Below are 20165 nucleotides of genomic sequence, written 5' to 3'. Positions count from 1 at the left end.
TCTCAATCGCAGCCATTGTGTCGACGCCACATCGTGACGTCATGCCCCTGCGGAACTGCCGCACAGGGGTCGCTCGCGTACCCGCGGGCGGCCGCATAGGCCGCGATCTGGTCCGCGGTGAGGAGCGGCGGCGTCGACAGGTGCCGCGAGAGGTGGACGAAGCGCAGGTCCGCCCGCGCGGCTTCGGCATCCGCGACGAGGCCGCGCAGGGTCTTCTCCTCGAGATCACCCGCACGGAACGCCGCCTCGATCGCCGCCTCGGCCGCGATCAGGCGCTCGCCGGCCGCGCGCGCCTCGGTCCGCATCTGCGCATGGATCGCCTCGATCGCCGCGACCTGATCCGCCCGGAGGCCGATCGCGCCCTTCAGCTCGAGCAGGTGGGCGGGGCCCGGGACGCCGTTCAGCTCCGCCGCGAGCGCGAGGCCCCAGCCACCGCCGCGACGCAGCTCGTCGATGTCGTCCTGGGACAGGCTCTTGATCGCCCGGCTCTCCGCGCCGGCATAGGGCGAGGGGCTCGCGTGCTGCGCGAACGCCGTCGCGGGCAGGGAGAGGAGGACGGCGGCGGCGAGGCCGGGCAGGACGGCGGTTCGGATCATGGGGCGCTCCCTGTCGATGTCTTCTCGTAGCGCGCAGCGCCCGACCGCCATATGATCGCGATCATGCCCGATCCGATAGCACGCCTCTTCGAGAACACGCCCGTCCGTATCCTCGAGCCGGGCGCCAGCCTGTTTCGCGCCGACGATCCCGTGACGCACGTGTTCCAGGTGCGGAGCGGCGAGGTGATGCTGGTGCGCCATGCGGGGTCGGGGACGCGCATGATCCTGCACCGCGTGCCCGCCGGCGGGATCGTCGCCGAGGCGTCCGCATGGTCGCGGACCTACCATTGCGACGCGGTGGCGGGCTGGGGAGCGAGCGTCGCCGCGCTCCCGCGCGCCACGTTCCGTGCGGCGCTCGCCCGCGATCCCGGGCTCGCCGAGCACTGGGCCGGTGAACTCGCCCGCGCGGTGCAGGCGGCGCGGCTGCGCGCGGAGATCCGCTCGCTGCGCACGGTCTCTGAGCGCCTCGACGCCTGGCTGGCCGACGGGCGCGCCCTGCCGCCGCGCGGCGCCCGGCAGGACCTCGCCGCCGAGATCGGCGTGACGCGCGAGGCTCTCTACCGCGAGCTGGCGCGGCGCAGGACCGAGCGGCGCGAGGCGCCGGAGGCTCAGCGCGACGCCTCGGCGAGCGTCTCCACCTCTCCGCGCGCGGGGTAGTCCTTGGCCAGGACGAAGTCGATCGCCGCGAGCACGTCGGACAGATGCGGGCGTGCGAAGGGCATGGTCTGCACGGCGCCGAAATAGAGCGTGCCGTCCGCCCGCACGAGGTAGAGCGCCGGTTCGCTGAAGAGCGCGGGCTCCTCGATCCCCGCCGAGGTGGTGCCGCGCCCGGTCGAGACGTAGAGACCCCAGCTGCGGGCCGTGGCGAGGTCCAGCCCGTAGGCGACCCGCAGCTCGGACAGGCCCCAATCGGCCTTGGTACGCTGCGCGCGCACCTCGTCGTCCGACGAAATCGCGACGACGCCGACGCCGCGCTCGGCGAAGGCGCCGAGCTGGCGCTCCAGCTCGCGCAGCTGCACCTTGCAGATCGGGCAGTGCAGCCCACGGTAGAAGACGAGCAGCGTGAAGTGCCGCGGCGTCTCCTCCGCGAGGTCGAAGCGCCCGCCGCCGGCGAGCGGCAGCGGCAGCGCCGGAACGGGTCGGCGGGGGATCAGGGGACGGATGTCGGACATGGGATCGTCTCTCCTTCGGGACGGGAGAGTCTTGGGGTGTCCCGATCGACCGCGCACCCCGGTGCCCGATCACATGCGTGTGTGCCGCGCGTGATGCCCCTTCACCCGCCCCTCCCCCCGAGCGCGGCCGCGACGGCCGCCTCGAGCTGCGCGTCGATGCCGTGGAAGAACAGCCAGGGGTCGTTCTCGACCCGGATGTCCGGCTCCACCCCGCGCCCTTCGATCACCCACCGCTTCTCGCCGTCGACGACGTGGTAGGAGCCCGCCTCGGGCAGGCGCACGCGGCTGCCGTCGACGAGGGTCGTGTCGTCGTTCACCCACTTGCCGGCGCCGGAGGTACGCGTGCCGACGAGCGTGCCGAGCCCCAGCCGGCGCACGCCCTCGGCGATCAACTCGCCGTCGGAATAGGTGTCGCCGTCGACGAGCACGACGAGCGTCCCGGCGAAGGCGTCGCGCGGATGGCGCAGCGCCATCGCATCGTAGCGGTCGGCGATGCTCAGCCACTGGCGGCGTTGGAGGAGATGCAGGAGCCAGGGGTCGACGTTGCCGCCGTTGTTGCCGCGCAGGTCCAGGATCAGCGCCTCGCGGTCGTGCAGGTGGACGTACCGGCGCACGAATTCGGAGAAGTCCGCCTCGTAGGCCGATTGCAGATGCACGTAGCCCGCGCGGCCGCCGCTCAGCGCCTCGACCCGAGCCGCGTTGGCCGCCGCCCATGCCTTCGCCCGCAGCCGGGTCTCGCGCCCGGTGCTCACGGGGACGACGCGCGCGACGACGGCGCGCCCGTCCGGCTTCTCGACCGCGAGCGAGACGTCCGCGCCCACGCGAGCGCGCAGCCGCTCGTCGAGCATCCGGCGCGTCGCGACCGCGATGCCGTCGACATGCGTGATACGGTCGCCCAGGTCGAGCGGCGGCACGCTCGTCGACAGCGGCGAACGCTCCTCGACGACGTCGAGGTCCCCGTCGTGGATCGCCGCGACGCGCAGGCCGCCGTCCTCCTCGACGAGATCCGCACCCAGCCGCCCGACGCCGCCCCGGCCCTGCACGCGCGACGGCGGCGCGCCGATCGAGGTGTGACCCGCGCCGAGCTCGGAGACCATGCCGGCGACGACCTCGTCGAACCCGGCCCGGTCCCCGACCCGCGGCAGGAAGGCGCGATAGCGCTCCCGCTCGGCCGCCCAGTCGATGCCGGCCATCTCCGGATCCCAGAAATAGTCGCGGTACATGCGCCAGAGTTCGTCGAAGATCTGCACCCGCTCCTGCGCGAGATCGATCTCGACCTCGAGCCCCGCGAGGTTGCGCAGCGCCCGCGCCTCGCCGAGGTCGCCCGACGCGTCGAGCGTCGCCACGAACACCCCGCTCGTCGAGAGCGCGATCAGCGAGCGCCCCCCGCCCGAGACCGCGTGATCGAGGACCTGCTCGCGGAAGACGGCGCGCGGCGCGCTGCGCGGGCCGTCGAGATCGCGCTCGAAGGCGACGATCCGGCCGTGGTCGTCCCGCTCGGCGCGCTTGGAGAGCGCGTGCAGGCGCCCGCCGTGGTGCCACAGGTCGTCGTAGTTCGCTGCGACGAACGGCAGCTCGCGGATGCGCAGCAGGTCCCGGCGGTCGGCCGCCCGCTCGACCACCGGCTCCGGGCACGCGGCGACGGCGCCCGTCGCGCCCCTCGCGGCGCCGACGCGCGGTCCGTCCGTGGCCGCGGGCCGCGGCGCGACGAGATCCGAGACGTCCACCGCGTGGACGAGGGTGCGCTCGTCGTAGGAGGGCCAGAAGTTGGCCGGCCCCCAGGTGTCGTCGATGCTCGAGCGGAAGTTCGTCTGCGCGAGGTACCAGATCTCGCGCCCATCCGGGGAGAAGACCGGTTCGGAGACGTGCTGGCGCCCGCTGGTGAGATGGGCGACGCTGCCGCAGGCGGCGTCGTAGCGCGTGATCCGCCCGATCCCGCTGCCGGTGAAGGTGACGAAGGCGGCGGCGCGACCCCGCGACGCCCAGGCGATGTCCTCCGGCCAGGTGCGCGAGGCGAGATCGAGCCGGCGCGTGACGCCGCCCACGGTGTCCACGTGATAGACCGCGCGCGGCACCACCAGCGCGAGGACGTCGCGCCCGTCCGGCGAGGCCGAGATGTCGAAGATCGGCCCCTCGATCGCGTTCGGCACACGCCGCGACCCGCTGCCGTCCATGGCGTAGGCGTAGATGTCGTAGGCGCCCGTGGCGTCGTGGATCGCGAGTACCGTGCGGCCGTCCGCCGTGAGTTCGGGGGACCGCACGCGCCGGTCCGACCGGCATTCGAGGCAACGCGCCGCGCCCGTGCCCAGGTCGACGGCGAAGAGCTTTCCGCGCAGGACGAGGACGGCCCGCGTTCCGTCGTCGGAGACGGCGAGCTCGGTCGCCTCCTCGGGGTCGAGGACGAGCCGCTGGGTCGCGGTCGCCCAACCCGCAGGCATACGCACCGCCAACGGCGCGACGGTGCCCCTCGCCGGGTCGAGGCGCATCACCTCGCCCGCGCGCTGGTAGAGGATCGTGCTGCCATCCGAGCTCGTCATCGAGCGGATGTCGAATTCGGCCTCGAAGGTGTGCTGGACGAGGTCCGCTCCTCGCGCGTCCATGGACCAGACGTTGAAGCGCCCGTCGCGGTCGCTGAGGAAGAAGATCCGCTCGCCGATGCACAGCGGGTTGCGGCTGATGCCCTCGTAGTCCCCCGTCAGCAGCACGGAGGGCCCCTCCCCCGCACCGTCGTACGGTGGTGCCGGACGCGCGCCCTCGGCGACGAGAGCGGCGTCGATGCGCAGGATGCGCTGGGCGTAGCCGCCGCGGTAGAGGCGGTTGCTGTCGATCAGCTCCTGGTTCTTGACGTAGACGAAGGCGTCGCCGAGGACGCAGCCCTCGGCCGCCTCGGCGAGGGGGAGCGTGCGCACCCGCCGCGTCTCGATGTCGACGGCGAATAGCAGCGGCCCACGCTTGGCGGAGGCGACCGTGCTCGAGTACAGCACCTCGGTTTCGCCGAACCAGCCCTGGATCTTCGCGTCGACGCCGCCGTCGTAGGCGAGGAGCGCGGTCGCCCCCGTGTCGAGGGAGGCCACGGCGATCTCGTCGCCGGCGTCGCCGCGCGAGACGAAGGCCACGCGTGTGCCGTCGGGCGACACGAGCGGCGACGACTCGGGGGTGGCGGAGGCCGTCAGGCGCCGCGCGGGCGCGTCTCCGTCCTGCTTCCAGAGGAAGCCGCCGAGCTCGAATACGAGCGTCGTGCCGTGGCCCGCGGGATTGCGGACCCAGGGCGCCTCGACTGCCGCCTCGACCGCCGCCTCCGCGACGGCCGCCGCCGGCGCCCCGATCAGGGCGAGCGCGCACAGGAGGGCCGCGAGCGTCGGAGGCGGGTATCGGCGAACCATGGCGAGCACCGCGTCGGGTCCGAGGATCAGAGGGAGGCGAGAAAGGCGAGGAGGGCCGCCCGCTCGTCCGGGCCGAGCGCCCGGAAGCGGTCGACGACCGGCGTCGCGTCCCCGCCGTGCCAAAGGATGGCCTCGGTGAGGGTGCGGGCGCGCCCGTCGTGCAGGAAGCCGGCCTCCGGCGAGACGCCGTGCTGGACGCCGATGCCCCACAGGGGCGCGGTACGCCACAGGCGCGCCTGCGGCCCGCCGGACGGATCGGCGAGGCCCTCGCCCATGTCGTGCAGCAGCATGTCCGTGAAGGGGTGGACGACGAGGTCGCGCGCACGCTCGGGCACGTCCGGCCCGTCGCCGGTCCGCCAGGACGGGACGTGGCACATGGCGCAGCCCGTCTCCACGAACAGCACGGCGCCGGCCCGATGCGCCTCGCCCGCGGGCCGCCGCGCCGGCACGGCGAGGAGCTGCAGGTAGTGCGTGAGATCCGCCACGAGCGCGGCGAAGGCGGGGTCCCCGCCGCCCGGCCCGTCGACGATACCGAGTTCCGCCGTCACCGCGTGGCTCACCTGCTCGGCAAGCGTCGGAAAGCTCCCCTTCCAGCCGAAGCGCCCGACGCGATCCCCCTCGCCCACCACCGCCGGCTCCGCGACGCGCCCCGCGATGCCGAGCTGCGCGTGCGGGCGCGCCAACGCGTGGGCGCGGATGGATGCGTCGGGGATCGCCTCGAGCAGCCCGAGCCCGTAGACGCCCGGTGCGTTGCGCAGGTCGACCGGCCGCTCGACGCCGTCCACGAACGCGACCGGCCGCACCAGCTCGACGGTCTCGGCCCCCCGCAGCAACAGCCGCGCGGCGACCTCGAAGCGCACGTCGGTCAGCCGCACCGCGCCGTCCCCCGCAGTCGCGGGGTAGCGGAAGACCGGAGCGGCGTCGCCGGCGTGGTTCACCACGGACAGGCCCGTCCGGTCGAGCGGCACGCCGTGCGCCGGCCCGCGCCCGTCGCGAACGTGGCAGGCCTCGCAGGAGGGCGCGTTGGCGCTCGTCGCCGGCAGGACGTCGACGGGAACGTCCGCGCCGCCGTCGCGCAGGACGGTGAAGGCCTCGGCGCCCTTCGAGAAGCGCAGCCGCTCCTCGAAGGGCAGGAATGGCACCGATCGGTTGTAGGGCGATTGCCCGAAGGAATAGACGCTGAACGTCGCCCCGAGATCGACCACGTCGGCGAACTCGGGCGCGAGATCGGGCGCGAGATCGGGGACCGTGCGGGACGGCGCCGCCGGCGCGGCGATCCCGCAGACGCACACGGCGAGCGCGACAGCCGCGACGGCCCCGCGCCGATTTCGCTTCGCCACGGAAGGCTCCCTCGTCTGCACCGCCGGGTCGAGGCGCCCGGACCCGCGCGCGACGCCGCGCGCCACCGGCGGGCGCTCAGGCCGCCACGAACTCGACCTTGATGCGGTCCGGATCCTCGATGTACAGCGCGTAATAGTCCGTCCCGCCGTTGGCGAACGGATACTTGTCGTCGTAGAGCATCGTCGTGCCCTTCGCGAGGCAATGCTCGCGAAGGGCGTCGACCGCCGCTCGGCTCTCGACCGTGAAGGCCAGGTGGTTCAGCCCGACCGCGCAGCGGTGATAGCCGAGCGAGGCGTACTTGTCGGCGACCTGGACGAAGGTCAGGTAGGCATCCTTGCCGTTCTGGAGGGTGAAGCCGTCGTCCCACGCGGCGCTCTCGACGTAGCCGATCCGGCCGAGCAGCTCGGACCAGAAGGCCCGGGAGACGGCGAGGTTCGAGACGTAGAGCTCGACGTGATGCAGCATGTCACCCTCCTCGTCGGGCGCGGGCGCCCCCCGACGGTCGTGGGGCGCCCGCGCGTGGATCAGCGCGTGCTCAGGAGCGCGTGCTCGCGCTGGCGCAGCACCGCTGCGTTCACGCCCACCGGCAGGCTGGCGAAGCGCATCGTGCCGTCCTGCGTGAACAGGACGTCGACGTGGACCTCGCCGTCGCGGTCCTCGAACAGGCACTGGCTCGCCGCGAGCACGGTACCTTCGCCGAAGCCCTCGATGCCGTGAGCCGCGAGCTCCTCGCTCGTGAAGCTCACATGATGATCGAAGGTCTTGCCGGTGTCGACCGATACCGCCGCGACGAGCCGCGCCTCGCCGGTCGCCGGGTCGACCTCCCGGTAGGTCGTCGCCCGCACCGAGGTGTCGATCAGCGCGCTGTACTGGAACTGCGAGCCCTGCGCGCCGAGATGCGAGGTCACACGATCGATGCGCCCGCGATCCATCGTCAGCGCGTTGTTGGCGACGACGTGGGTCCACGCCGCGCCCGGCTCGATCGGCCGGAAGCTGACGATGCTCACCTCGCCCTCGGCGCCGTCACCGTCGATGCTGCGCATCGAACTCTGCACGAAGGTCGTGCCGCCGAGCGACAGGTCGAAGCGCGGCATGCGCTCGCCCTCCCGGCCCGGCATGCCCGCCGGCAGGCGCTCGCGTCGCAGCTCGTCGAACTCCAGATCGTCGGCCGGCAGCGTCTTGTCGGCCTCGAAGAGGTCGCCGTCGAGGCTGCGGGTCGAGGCCCAGTTGAGGATCGGCGAGTTCGGCAGGAGCGAGCCGCCGGCCAGCCGATGGCGCACGATCGCGCCGTCGCCGGTCTCGACGCTCGCCACCGGGAACGCGTCCGCGCCGTGGCCGAAGAGCGGCTTGGGCTCGGACCAGGTCGCGCCGCCGTCCATGGACTCGATCCAGGCCGGGTAGGTGCGCCCGTCGCGCAGCGCCGCCGGGACGTCGGCCGGCGCGATCGCCGGGTTGGTGGTCTGGTAGGTCGCGATCACGTACTGGCCGCGGATGGCGACCGCCGGGCCCGACGTGGCGTGTGGGTCGGAGACGACGAGACGCGCCTGAGGGAAGGTGCGGCCGTCGGGCGAGACGCCTATGTAGAGGCCCTTGGTCGTCTCGTCCTGCCAGCCGTAGGCGACGGTCTCGCGGTCCGCGTCGGCACGGTCGCCCCAGCCGGCGCGCGAGGCCTGGATGTGCGTATCCCTCGGCACGACGCCGTCGGGCGTCACCGCGCCGGAGACGACGAGCTCCGGATCGGCGCCGAACGGGGTCGAGCTGAAGGCGATCCGCCCGACGGTGCGGCCGTCGACCGTCTCGGTGAAGGCGATGTAGGAGCCCTGGAAGTTCGAGTCGATCGCGGCCTGCACGACCGAGCCGCTCACGTCCTCCAGGGACACGTTGCTCCAGCTCGCGCCGTTGTCGAGGGAGCGACCGAAGACCAGCCCGGCGGTGCCGCCGGTCGTGGCGGCGAACGCGGCGACGATGCCGCCGTCCGCCGTCCGCATGATGTTGCGGCCCGCGCCGTCGATGGACTGCGGCGAGACGTTCGCCGCCAGTTCCACCGACCAGGCCGGGGCACCGAACGCGAGCACAGAGAGGGCCGAGAACGCGACGCCGTTGAGCAAGAGCTTCCTCATGACGACCTCCTGTCGAGACTGCATGGATACGGGGGAGCAACCCGGAGGAACGCCGCCGGGAGGCGGCGCGCAGGGCCGTACGCGCGGCCCGCGGTAGCTCGGAGCCCGCCATGCAATTGAGAGGCTAGATCAGGAGGAGAGAGCTGGCAACAGGAATCTGCAACTTCAAATCGTCCGCGGCTGGACGACCCGAGAGCGGAGCAAAGCTGCTCTCACCGAAACAGCAGCACCGGCACGAGGTTCGTGCGCATCATCTCGGTCGTCGTCGAGCCGATGAAGAGGTTGCGAAAGCGCGTGTGGCCGTAGGCGCCCATGACCAGGAGGTCGATCCGCAGCCGCTCGACGAGGCCGGCGATCGCCTCGTGGGGCGTGCCGGGCTCGAGATGCGTCTCGACCGCGAGGCCGCCCCCCGCGATCTGCGCCGCCGCCGCGTCGAGGCGCCGGCGGGCCTGCCCGTCCTCGGCACCGACCGTCACGAGGTGGATCGCGAGCCCGGCGAAGAGCGGTGAGCGGGAGACGTGGTCGACCGCCTTAGACGCGCTCGGTCCGCCGTCGAAGGCGACGAGCACGCGCTCGACCGGCTTGAAGCCGCGGGAGGCGACGAGGACGGGCTTGTGAGCCGCACGGATCAAGCGCTCCAGGTTCGAGCCGAGATGCAGGCGTGCGAAGTCCGCGGCCTCGCCGCGCTTGCCCACGACGATCAGGTCGGCGCCCGCCTCCCGGGAGGCGACCTCGTCGAGGAGGTCGCCGTGCCGCAGGGTCGTCTCGACCGCGCCGACTCCGGCGTCGCGCACCCGTGCGCGTGCCTCGTCCATCACGATGCGGGCCTTCTCGAGCAGAAGCCGCGCGCGTCGGGCGTCCAGTTCCGCGAGCTGCTCGAGCACGTGGACGCGCGCATCCGCGGGCAGGCTGCCGCTGAGGTCCGTGTTCGACACCTCCCTGCGGCCGAGCACCTGGAGCAGCTCGACCGACGCGTCGAGCCGCGTCGCGGCCCAGGCGGCGTGGTCCGCGACGGAGTGGGAGTAGATCGAGCCGTCGATGCAGGCGACGAGACGGGCCATGGCCGTTTCCCTTTCCTCAATGCTCCAGGAGTTTGTCGAGTGCGCCGGGCTTGTCGTGGATCGCGAGCCTGTCGACGATCGTCTCGCTCGCCGCGTTGAGCCCGACGATCTCCACCTCGGCGCCCTCGCGCCGGAACTTGAGTACCACGGTATCCAGCGCCGACACGCTGGAGATGTCCCAGATGTGCGCCCGCGAGACGTCGATCACGACCCGGTCGAGCGCCTCCTTGAAGTCGAAGGAGGCGGCGAACGCGTCGGCGGAGGCGAAGAAGAGCTGGCCCTCGACGACGTAGGTCCGTGCGGTGCGGGCGTCGTCGAGGAACGAGGTCACGCGGAAGAGCTGCGCGATCTTCCAGGCGAAGAAGATGCCCGACAGCAGCACACCCAGCAGCACGCCGATGGCGAGGTTGTGGGTGAGCACCACGCCTGCCACGGTCGAGAGCATCACCACGCTCGACGAGCGGGGGTGCGTGCGCAGGTTGGCGAGCGAGGACCAGGAGAAGGTGCCGATCGAGACCATGATCATGATGGCGACGAGCGCCGGCATCGGGATCTCGGCGACGAGGCCGCCGAGCGCCACGATCATCACGAGCAGGAAGACGCCCGCGGCGAAGGACGACAGCCGCCCACGCCCGCCCGACTTCACGTTGATCACCGATTGCCCGATCATGGCGCAGCCCGCCATGCCGCCGATGAAGCCGGTCGCCGTGTTGGCGATGCCCTGCGCGACGCATTCCTGGCGCTTGTCGCTCGGCGTGTCGGTGAGCTCGTCGACGATCTGCGCGGTCATCAGCGACTCGAGCAGCCCCACCGCCGCCACCGCCGCCGAATAGGGCAGGATGATCATCAGCGTCTCGAGCGTGAGCGGGATGTCCGGGAGGAGGAACACCGGCAGCGTCGAGGGCAGCTCGCCCATGTCGCCCACGGTGCGCACGTCGAGGCCCAGCGCGAGGACGGCGAGCGTCACGACGACGATGCACACGAGCGGCGCAGGGATCACGGTCGTGATCCGCGGCAGCCCGTAGAGCACGACGAGGCCCGCCGCCACGAGCGCGTAGGTCACCCAGGTCACCCCGATCAGCTCCGGCAGCTGCGCCATGAAGATGAGGATCGCCAGCGCGTTGACGAAGCCGGTCATCACCGAGCGCGAGACGAACCGCATCAGCTGCGCGATCCCCGCCCAGCCTGCGGCGATCTGCAGGAGACCCGCGAGCACGGTGGCGGCGAGCAGGTACTCGAGCCCGTGATCGCGCACGAGCGTCACCATCAGCACCGCGGTCGCCGCAGTCGCCGCCGAGATCATCCCCGGCCGCCCGCCGACGATCGCCGTGATCACCGCGATCGAGAACGAGGCGTAGAGCCCGACCTTCGGGTCGACGCCCGCTATGATCGAGAAGGCGATCGCCTCCGGGATGAGCGCCAGCGCCACCACGAGCCCGGCGAGGAGATCGGCGCGGACGTTGCCGAGCCAGTCGGCGCGCAGGCGCGCGGGGGAGAAGGTCTTCATGAAAGGTCGCTTTCGTCGCCACGCGGACGGGCGGGGCGCGGGGGATCGAGAGAGGTGACGCGTCGATATGCGAGCAGGCGAGGCCGCGAGCGCCGGCGCCGCGAGGCGGAGCCTCGAGCGGTACGGGGGCGTCGAATGGATGCGGCGTCCTACATCGGCCTGCGGTGCTGCGTCTGATCGGCGGGGATGCTGCGGTGCAGCGGATGGGTTCTGGATACGCCGATGGGGGAGTGGATGCAAGGGTCGGGGTGGAGGAGCGCACGTGGACGACCGAGAATCGCCGACCGGCGTTCATGCCGCCGTGACCTCATCGATGCGGCGCGCCATACTCGACCGCCCGAAAAGCAGAAGGCCCGCCGAACCCCTAGGGATCGCCGGGCCTTCTGAAAAACCGGTGGTGGGCGCACTAGGGCTCGAACCTAGGACCCGCTGATTAAGAGTCAGCTGCTCTACCAACTGAGCTATGCGCCCGGTCCAGTCGCGGGCGGCGCTGGCCGCCCCGTCGTGAGGGCGCTTCGATATCCGAAGCCGGGGGGCGTGTCCAGCCCTCCGGACGGAAAAATCGGCGGTTCTCGCGCGGCGGCGGCGCCGCCCTCAGGCGGGCGCCTTCTCGCGGTGGTACGTGCCGGTGCCGCGCGTCAGGACGCGGTCGTCGGGCAGCACGTCGCCGGGGTCGAGGTCGCTCTCGCGGTCGAGGGCACGCCACAACGGGGCGAGCTGCGCGATGTCGAGGCGCGGCCAGGCGTCGGGCCCGTCGAGCACGAAGTAGGTCTCCTGATAGTCGTCGATGCGGTAGCGCGTGCGCATCACGCGGCCCAGGTCGAAGGCGATGCGGTTGGGCGAGGCGCTCTCGATCGAGAACACGGTCTCGCCGGGCGAGGAGGCGATGCCCGCGCCGACGATGCGAAGCCCCTGCGGCGTCTGCGCCAGCCCGAACTCGACGGTGTACCAGTATAGCCGCGCCAGCCGGTGCAGCGTGCCGTGCCGCGCCGCCTCGAGCCCGGCCTTGCCGTATTCTTCGAGATAGTCCGCGTAGACCTGCTGCATGATCAGCGGCACGTGGCCGAACACGTCGTGGAAGACGTCGGGCTCCTCGATGTAGTCGATCTGCTCGGGCTTGCGGATCCACCAGCCGGCGGGAAACTTGCGGTCGGCGAGCAGCTTGAAGAACACGACGTCCGGCACGAGCCCGGGCACGGCCACGACCTCCCAGCCCGTCGTCGCCCGCAGGCGCTCGTTCATGACCCGGAAGTCCGGGATGCCCTCGTCGGAGATGCCGAGCCGGTCGAGCCCCTCGAGGAAGCCGTCGACGACGCGGCCCTCCAGGAGCGCGCGCTGGCGCGTGGCGAGGCGAGCCCAGGTGGCGTGGTCCTCCTTCGTGTAGGCGTCGAAGCCCTGGTCCTGGAGGAAGTCGCGGGGATCGTCGCTCGTGGCGTTGGGGTTCATGGAATCCTCCTCGTCGTTCGGAGGTACAAGTCGTGAGTCGCGTTTCGATTTCCATACCCCGTGCAACAGCACCAGTGAAACGGGCGCGTCCCGGTGGAACGCGCCCGCCTCGCCGGCTTCGTCGTCGGGGACGGATCAGCGCGCCTGCGCCTCGATGGTCACGAGCGGCAGGAGCGCGCGCGGATCGTCGGTCTGCATGACCGCCGCGAAGGGGATTCCGGCTGGGTCGATGGCGGTCACCGAAACGTCGAGCGCGCCCGGCGCCTCGAGGAAGGTCGCGAGCGCCTCGCCGAGCGCGATCGCCTCGGGCGTCCCGCCGAGCTGCGCCGGCACCATCGTACGCGCCGTCATCACGCCGATGCCGCGCAGGTCGTTCGCGCCGACGCCCATCCGGCCGGCCTGCATCTCCAGGAGCCGCTCGGTCAGACCCTCGTCGACGATGGAGACGCTGACGCTGCGGGCGGTGGCGGCAGCCGCCGCCATCATCACCGCCATCTGGTCGCCCGAGAAGATCCCCGCGCCGATGTCGCCGAACTCCGCCGACAGGCCGAAACGGCCCATGTCGACGCCCGTGAGCATGGCTTCCTCGATCGCGAGCGTCTGCGCTTCTGGATTCCAGAGCGCGGCGAAGGCACCCGAGAGATCGACCGCCTCGTACCCGAGCGCGCGCAGCTGCGCGACGCGGCCTTGCGCAGACCCCTCCGTCAGGGCGAAGGCGAGGTTGTCGAAGCTCGCTCGGATGCGCGTCGGCACGCCCTCGACGAGATCCTCCGCCGCCATGGCGAAGGCGGCGAGGGACACGTCGACCGGCTCGGTGCGGCCCGGCGGCACGATGCTGCCGGCGAGCTCCTCCAGCCGCAGCGTGCCGAGCGCGGGCACGAGCCCGCGGGCGCCGCCCGCGTCGAGCGCGACCTCGCCCTCGGCCATCCGGCGCATGCCCTCGACCATCGGCGCGAACGAGAAGCCCTCGGAGACGACGGAAGCGATCGTCAGCCGCGCCGGCTCGGACTCGACGCGGATGGTCTCGGCGCGCGCCGGCCCGTCGCCGCCGAAGACGATCCGCTCGATCGCGAAGACCGGTGCGCCACCCATCTCGGCGACCGTGACGGCGACGTCCTCGACGACGACCTGCCCGACGCGAATGGCCCCCATCATGTCGGCCATCATGCCGAGCATGCGCCGCGTCTCGTCGTCGTCCGGCTCCTCGCCGGCCTCGGCCATCGCCTCGAGTTCGGGCATGATCCGCGTGAAGGGCTCGCGCATCAGCCGCCCCTCGACCGTCTCCCCGGACACGCGCCCCACCGAGACCGACGCCTCGTCGTCGCCGAAGCGCGTCTCGGCCACGGAGAACGACCGGTAGATCGGCCGGTAGGGGTTCTCGCCGTTCTCCGGCGCGGCGTCGGTGTACCAGCGAACGGAGAAGGGCAGATCGAAGCCCTCGACAACCGTCTCGCCGATCTCGCCCTCGAACGTCCGGCCGTCCGGCCCCTCGGCCTCGATCCGCCCGGAGCCCGCGACGAAGCGGGCGATCACCCCCTCGGTCACGTCCTCCGCGACGAGATCCGCGTAGGTGATCGTGGTCTGCGCGTCCTCGACCTCCTGCTCGATGACGAGTGCGGGCATCGTGATCCGCTCGGCCGAGACGCCGGCGAGCGCCTCGTGCCAGGGCGCGTCGGTCTTGCCCTGGAGCGCGTCGAGGAGCGCCTCCCGCGAGAGGCTCGAGCCCTCGATCGTGACGCTGGGCATGCGGTAGACGCTCGGGCCGGCGTCGATCGTGACGTTCTCGAGCGTCACCGCGCTCTGCGCCCACGCCGCGGCGAAGAGGCCGCGATCCAGCCGGACGGCCTCGATGGAAACCGGTCCCTCCCCCGCCGGGAGCGTGATGCGGAGCGGAGAGACGCCGACCTCGCCGAGCGCGAGAACCGTGGCGGCGACGCCGGCCATCAGCGCGAGGCGGCGCGCGCGAGAGCGCTTATCTCGTGTCATGTGAGGTCCTCTTCCTGGCCGCGCCTCCCCGCGGCGCGGCGCGATCATAGCCATGGGCCTGGGATTTGACAGAGCGGATGGGCGAAAAATCGGCGGCGGCGCGGCGGCTCAGTCGGTGAAGACCACCGTCTTGCCGCCGTTGAGGACGACGCGGTCCTCGATGTGCAACCGCACGGCGCGCGCCAGGACCCGCCGCTCGATGTCGCGGCCCTTGCGCACCAGGGCGTCCGGCGTGTCGCGGTGGGAGATGCGCTCGACGTCCTGCTCGATGATCGGCCCCTCGTCGAGGTCGGAGGTGACGTAGTGCGCCGTCGCGCCGATCAGCTTCACGCCGCGCGCGTGCGCCTGATGATAGGGCTTCGCGCCCTTGAAGCCGGGCAGGAAGGAATGGTGGATGTTGATGCAGCGGCCGGTCAGCTTCGCCGAGAGCCCGTCGGAGAGCACCTGCATGTAGCGGGCGAGCACCACGAGATCCGGTGCGACATCCTGCACGAGGCGCCACAACGCGCTCTCCTGCTCGAGCTTGGTGTCCTTCGTCACGGGCAGGTGGTGGAAGGGCACGTCGCCGAAATCGAGATGCGCGAAGGTCTCGCGCGGGTGGTTCGAGACGACGGCCGCGAGGTCCATCGCCAGCTCTCCGGTGCGCCAGCGATAGAGCAGGTCGGCGAGGCAATGGTCGAATCGCGAAGCGAGGATCATCACCCTCCGGCGTGCGTCCGTGCCGCGCATCGACCAGACCATGCCGAAGCGCTCGGCCAGCGGCGCGAAGCCCTCGCGAAGCGCCTCCACCGGCGCCGCGCCGTCGAGCCGGTTGAGCACGACGCGCATGAAGAAATTGCCCGTCTGGGTGTCGTCGTACTGCTGCGCGTCGAGGATGTTGCAGGCGTTCTCGAAGAGATGCGCCGAGACCGCGGCGACGATGCCGGGGCGATTGCGGCAGGACAGCGTGAGGACGACGGCGGGCTCTGCGGGCATCGGATCTCGCATCGGGCTCTCGGGCTCTTCTCGTGCGCTGGGCCGACGGCGCGCCGCCGCGCCCTCCCGCTCTAGCTCGGAACCGCCGTGCGCGCCACTCGCGCGATCACGCCGCGCCTCACCGTCCCGGCAGCGGGATGAACTCCGTCTCGCCGGGCACGCCGGCGAAGCGGCCCTCGCGCCAGTCGTTCTTGGCTTCCTCGATGCGGTCCCGCCTGGAGGAGACGAAGTTCCACCAGATGTACCGGGGGCCGTCCATCGGCTCGCCGCCCAACATCATGAAGCGCGCGGGCGTCGCCGCGCGAATGGCGATGCGATCGCCCGGGCGGAAGACGAGGAGCCTGCCGGGGCCGAAGCGGTCGCCCGCGATCTCGACCTCGCCGGAGACGGTGTAGATCGCGCGCTCCTCCCATTCCGCGTCGAAGGGGATCACGGCACCGGCCTCGAGCGTCGCGTCGGCGTAGATCGTCTCCGTCGAGGTCCGCACCGGCGAGCGCGCGCCGAGCGCGCCGCCCGCGATCAGCCGCACGTTCTTGCCCTCGCCCTCCACGACCGGGAGCGCGTCGGCGGCGTAGTGCACGAAGCCGGGATCGCCCTCTTCGTCGCGCTCCGCGAGCGCCACCCAGCTCTGGATTCCGAACAGCTTGGAGCCGGTGGTTCGCAGATCGGCCGAGGTGCGCTCGGAATGCGTGATGCCGCGCCCAGCCGTCATGAGGTTGAGCGCGCCGGGCCGGATCGGCAGCTCGGTGCCGAGGCTGTCGCGGTGCATGATCTCGCCGTCGAACAGGTAGGTGACGGTGGCGAGCCCGATGTGGGGGTGCGGGCGCACGTCCATGCCGGCGCCGAGCAGGAACTCGGCGGGACCCATCTGGTCGAAGAAGATGAAGGGGCCGACCATCTGCTTGCTCGCCGAGGGCAGCGCGCGGCGCACCTCGAAGGAGCCGATGTCGCGCGCCCGCGGAACGATCACCGTCTCGATCGCGTCACAGGATCGGGCGTCCCCGGGAACCGGATCGTCCGCAGGCTCGAAGCTCATGACCGCTCTCCTCGGCGTGGGGTCGTCGTTGGGTATTCATGGCGCGGGCATCATGACCCAGGCGGGGCGGCCCGGCGAGAGTGCGGGCCGCAATCGGTCCATGGCAGGATCGCAAACGAGCAAGGCGATGATCGGGGATCGCTCGGCGTCCACGCAAGACATGTCCGCCCGCCGGCTTCCCCTTCCCCGCCCGCGGCGCTACGAGCGGCAGGCGCGGCCCCGCCGCGAAGGAGGCATCCCGCATGATCACCCTCTACGGCGCCCGCGACGGCACGCTCGTGCGCCTGCCCGAGACCGAGCCGCATCCGGAGGCGATCTGGATCGACCTGTACGAGCCCACGCCCGAGGAGGAGGAGGCGGTCGAGCGGATGATCGGCATCGAGGTGCCCACGCGCCAGGAGATGGCCGAGATCGAGGAGAGCTCGCGCCTCTATCGCGTGGACGGCTCCCTCGTCGTCACGACCACCATCATCGAGGGTGCGGGCGAGGGGCGGCCCGCCCGCACGCAGGCGACCTTCGTGCTGAGCGCGCGCCATCTCGTGTCCGTGCGCTACGGCGACCCCCTGCCCTTCCGCGCCTTCGAGGCGAAGTGGGCGCGCCAGCCGGAGGCGCGTCCGGAAAGCGACCTCGTCTTCGTCGCGCTGATCGATTCGATCGTCGAGCGCGCGGCGGACGTGCTCGAGTACGTCGCGGCCGACCTCAACGGCGTCTCGACGCACCTCTTCGTCGAGAGCGGGGCGCGCAAGGCGAAGGAGGCGGAGGGCGACCTCCAGGAGATCCTGATGCGGCTGGGCCGCCGCAACATGACGATCTCGATCCTGCGCGAGAGCCTGCTGTCGCTCACGCGGCTCGTCCCCTTCGTCCGCCAGGGTGGCGAGGGCTGGCTTTCGAAGGAGGCGCCGCACCGCCTCAAGCAGCTCGAGCGCGACCTGCGCTCGCTCTCGGCGTACGAGGGCCAGCTCACGGCGGAGATCGTCTACCTTCAGGAGGCGACGCTCGGGCTGATCAACCTCGCCCAGAACCGGGTGATCAAGGTCTTCTCGATCGCCGCGGTGCTCTTCCTGCCGCCGACCCTGGTGGGCACGATCTACGGCATGAACTTCGCGCGGATGCCCGAGCTGGACTGGGCCTTCGGATACCCGGCGGCGCTCGCGACGATGGTTCTTTCGGCCGGCATCTCGTTCTACTGGTTCAAGCGCAAGGGTTGGCTCTGAGCATCCCCGCGCGGTGACGCCGCGGGCGCGTGCGGCTATTGCTGGAACGACGAACCGGAGAGAACGCCATGGCCGACCATCGCCTCGACGCCGCACCCGAGACCGTGCACTGGGGCTTTTTCGACGCCGCGCTGGCGCCGCGCCTCGTCGTCGACAGCGGCGACCGCGTGACGATCTCGACCGTCTCCGGCCCGCCCGAGGCGATGCCGCCCGCGCCCTTCGGGGTGCCGCCGGCGCTCTCGGCCATCCACGCGGCGCTCTCCCCGAAGCTGCCGGGCCACATCTGCACCGGCCCGGTGGCGGTGCGCGGGCTGAAGGCCGGCGGCGTGCTCGAGGTGCGCATCGAGACGATCGAGCTGCACTACGACTGGGGCTACAACACGCTCGGCCCCCAGCGCGGCGCCCTGCCGGACGACTTCGAGACGCCCCGCTGCGTGCACATCCCGCTCGACCGCGAGAGGAACGTCGCGCGCCTGTCCTGGGGGCTGGAGCTGCCGCTCGCGCCCTTCTTCGGCGTCATGGGCGTCGCCCCGCCGCCCGCCTGGGGCGCGCTGTCGACGCTGCCGCCGCGGCGCAACGGCGGCAACCTCGACAACAAGGAGCTCGTCGCCGGCACGATTCTCTACCTGCCCGTCCACGTCGACGGCGGAAACTTCTCGGTCGGCGACGGCCACGGCGCGCAGGGCGACGGCGAGGTCTGCATCACGGCGATCGAGACCGGGCTCGTCGGCACGTTCGCGCTCCACGCCCGCAACGACATGCGGCTCACCTGGCCGCTGGCCGAGACGCCGACGCACTGGATCACCATGGCCTTCGACCCGGATCTCGACGATTGCGTCGTGATCGCGCTGCGGGAGATGATCGATCTCGTCGTCGAGAAGGCCGGGATCTCCCGCGAGGACGCCTACATGCTGGCGAGCCTCGCAGCCGACCTGCGCATCACGCAGGTCGTCAACGGAAACAAGGGCGTGCATTGCATGCTGGCAAAGGATTTCCTGATGCGCGGCTGACAGGCGCTGCGCCACGGAACCACCTCGTTCCGCCCTCCGTTGCCGGGGCGCGAAAGGATCGAGGATGACGGACGAGAGCACGGCGCGCGCGGAGAACGCGAGACGCAGGGTCCCCGAGGCCCGTGCATCCAATCCGCAGGGCTTCGCGGGGGAGGACACGCCGTTCGTGCGCAAGGTGCTGATCGTCACCCTCGTGGTGGCGCTCGCCTACGTGGTCTACAGCTTCGCCTACGTGCTGGTTCTCGCCTTCGCGGCCCTGCTGCTCGGCATCATCCTGCGCGCCTTCGTCGACCTGGTGGCGCGCATACCGGGACTGCCGGGCGCCGCCGCGTTCTACGTCGGGCTCGCCCTCCTCGTACTCGTGATCGCCGGGTTCGCGACGTTCTTCACGATGACGATCCAGGGCCAGGTCCGGGACGTGTTCGAGCAGCTGCCGACGGCGATCGAAGCCGTCGGCGACCGGCTCGGCATCCAGGACCCGGTCGAGCGCCTGGAGGAGCGCTTCGCCGCCGCGGCCGGGGATGGCACGACCGTCATGAGCCAAGCCGCGAACATCGGCTTCACCCTGCTCGGCGGCATGGTGGACGCGCTGATCGTCGTGGTCGCCGCCGTCTATCTCGCCTTCGACCCCGCGCTGTACCGGCGCGTCATCGTGCATCTGTTCCCGCACGAGATGCATGCGCGCATCGACGGCGCGTTCGTCACCACCGGAAACGCCTTGAAGCTGTGGTTCTTCGGCCAGCTCGCATCGATGACGCTCGTCGGCGTCCTCAGCGGTGCCGCATTCTGGTGGATCGGCCTGCCGGCCCCCGCCGCGCTCGGGCTGATCGCGGGGGTGCTGGACTTCATCCCCTTCCTCGGGCCCTTCATCGGCGCCGTTCCGGCGATCGTGTTCGCCTTCAACGAGGGGCCGAACACGGTGCTCTGGACGATCGGCGTCGTCGTCGTGGTGCAGCAGATCGAAGGCAACGTCATCCTGCCGCTGATCCAGCGCAAGGCCGTGAACCTCGCTCCCGCGTTCGTCCTCTTCGCCATCGTCGCCTTCGGCCTCGCGTGGGGCCTGCTGGGCGTCTTTCTGGCCGTGCCGATGGCGGTGGCGATCATGGTTTTCGTGAAGATGCTGTGGATACGCGATACGCTCGGGGAGCAGACGAGCGTGCCGGGGGAGGCGGAGGGGGAGGACGAGGACGGGGAGGACGGGAAGGCGGATGCGAGCGCGCCGGAACGGGCGCAGGGGTGATCCGCTTCACAGCGGACCGCGCGTTGCGTGATCAGGTGCGCCGGGCGCTCGCGGGCGAGAGCCCCCGGCGCCCGGTGA

Annotated in this window: 16 protein-coding genes and 1 tRNA gene; 4 read left to right on the top strand and 13 right to left on the bottom strand. The window is 71.6% G+C overall.

What is annotated here, in order from left to right; all coding sequences use genetic code 11:
* Positions 1-2: 2 nt before the first annotated feature.
* Positions 3-596, bottom strand: a complete 594-nt coding sequence (locus AB9M23_RS05345; RefSeq protein WP_372423115.1) for a hypothetical protein — start codon at positions 594-596, stop codon at positions 3-5.
* A 63-nt stretch (positions 597-659) separates the two neighbouring features.
* On the opposite strand from AB9M23_RS05345, the gene AB9M23_RS05340 reads away from it, so the two are divergent.
* Positions 660-1253 (top strand): Crp/Fnr family transcriptional regulator, encoded by a 594-nt coding sequence (locus AB9M23_RS05340; RefSeq protein ID WP_372423114.1) that lies wholly within the window; start codon positions 660-662, stop codon positions 1251-1253.
* On the opposite strand, the gene AB9M23_RS05335 is transcribed toward AB9M23_RS05340, so the two are convergent.
* From AB9M23_RS05335 to AB9M23_RS05280, 12 genes are all read right to left on the bottom strand, one after another.
* A complete protein-coding gene (locus AB9M23_RS05335) occupies positions 1205-1768 on the bottom strand; it encodes a peroxiredoxin-like family protein (RefSeq protein WP_372423112.1) in 564 nt (187 codons plus the stop codon). The two genes, AB9M23_RS05340 and AB9M23_RS05335, sit on opposite strands and share 49 nt — an antisense overlap.
* 101 nt (positions 1769-1869) lie before the next feature.
* Positions 1870-5151, bottom strand: a complete 3282-nt coding sequence (locus tag AB9M23_RS05330; protein WP_372423110.1) for a S41 family peptidase — start codon at positions 5149-5151, stop codon at positions 1870-1872.
* A 26-nt stretch (positions 5152-5177) separates the two neighbouring features.
* The gene (locus AB9M23_RS05325; protein WP_372423108.1) at positions 5178-6491 is read right to left on the bottom strand and encodes a di-heme oxidoredictase family protein; all 1314 of its coding nucleotides are present in this window, start codon (positions 6489-6491) and stop codon (positions 5178-5180) included.
* A gap of 76 nt (positions 6492-6567) precedes the next feature.
* Positions 6568-6957: a VOC family protein gene (locus AB9M23_RS05320; RefSeq protein WP_372423106.1), complete on the bottom strand. Its 390-nt coding sequence runs from the start codon at positions 6955-6957 to the stop codon at positions 6568-6570.
* 59 nt (positions 6958-7016) lie between these two features.
* Positions 7017-8612: a hypothetical protein gene (locus AB9M23_RS05315; protein WP_372423104.1), complete on the bottom strand. Its 1596-nt coding sequence runs from the start codon at positions 8610-8612 to the stop codon at positions 7017-7019.
* A gap of 212 nt (positions 8613-8824) precedes the next feature.
* Positions 8825-9673, bottom strand: a complete 849-nt coding sequence (locus AB9M23_RS05310) for a universal stress protein (protein ID WP_372423102.1) — start codon at positions 9671-9673, stop codon at positions 8825-8827.
* A 16-nt stretch (positions 9674-9689) separates the two neighbouring features.
* The gene (locus tag AB9M23_RS05305) at positions 9690-11180 is read right to left on the bottom strand and encodes a SulP family inorganic anion transporter (RefSeq protein WP_372423100.1); all 1491 of its coding nucleotides are present in this window, start codon (positions 11178-11180) and stop codon (positions 9690-9692) included.
* A 395-nt stretch (positions 11181-11575) separates the two neighbouring features.
* A tRNA-Lys gene (locus AB9M23_RS05300) sits at positions 11576-11651 on the bottom strand.
* A gap of 123 nt (positions 11652-11774) precedes the next feature.
* On the bottom strand, positions 11775-12626 hold the full coding sequence (phhA, locus tag AB9M23_RS05295; protein ID WP_372423098.1) for a phenylalanine 4-monooxygenase: 852 nt from the start codon (positions 12624-12626) through the stop codon (positions 11775-11777).
* Positions 12627-12761: 135 nt separating this feature from the next.
* Entirely contained in the window at positions 12762-14612 is a 1851-nt protein-coding gene (locus tag AB9M23_RS05290) for an aq_1923 C-terminal domain (protein WP_372423096.1), read from the bottom strand.
* Positions 14613-14720: 108 nt separating this feature from the next.
* Positions 14721-15587 (bottom strand): formyltetrahydrofolate deformylase, encoded by an 867-nt coding sequence (gene purU, locus AB9M23_RS05285; protein WP_372423094.1) that lies wholly within the window; start codon positions 15585-15587, stop codon positions 14721-14723.
* 118 nt (positions 15588-15705) lie between these two features.
* Positions 15706-16623, bottom strand: coding sequence for a pirin family protein (locus tag AB9M23_RS05280; RefSeq protein WP_372423092.1), 918 nt, complete (start codon positions 16621-16623; stop codon positions 15706-15708).
* Positions 16624-16865: 242 nt separating this feature from the next.
* Between AB9M23_RS05280 and AB9M23_RS05275 the strand changes: the two genes are divergently transcribed.
* From AB9M23_RS05275 to AB9M23_RS05265, 3 genes are all read left to right on the top strand, one after another.
* The gene (locus tag AB9M23_RS05275) at positions 16866-17837 is read left to right on the top strand and encodes a magnesium transporter CorA family protein (RefSeq protein WP_372423090.1); all 972 of its coding nucleotides are present in this window, start codon (positions 16866-16868) and stop codon (positions 17835-17837) included.
* Between the two features lie 68 nt (positions 17838-17905).
* Positions 17906-18847 (top strand): acetamidase/formamidase family protein, encoded by a 942-nt coding sequence (locus tag AB9M23_RS05270; RefSeq protein WP_372423088.1) that lies wholly within the window; start codon positions 17906-17908, stop codon positions 18845-18847.
* Positions 18848-18911: 64 nt separating this feature from the next.
* Entirely contained in the window at positions 18912-20087 is a 1176-nt protein-coding gene (locus tag AB9M23_RS05265; protein WP_372423086.1) for an AI-2E family transporter, read from the top strand.
* The last annotated feature ends 78 nt before the right edge of the window (positions 20088-20165 follow it).

This window comes from Salinarimonas chemoclinalis, assembly GCF_041514305.1.
GTDB lineage: Bacteria > Pseudomonadota > Alphaproteobacteria > Rhizobiales > Beijerinckiaceae > Salinarimonas > Salinarimonas chemoclinalis.
This window is presented reverse-complemented; position numbering and strand designations above follow the sequence as displayed.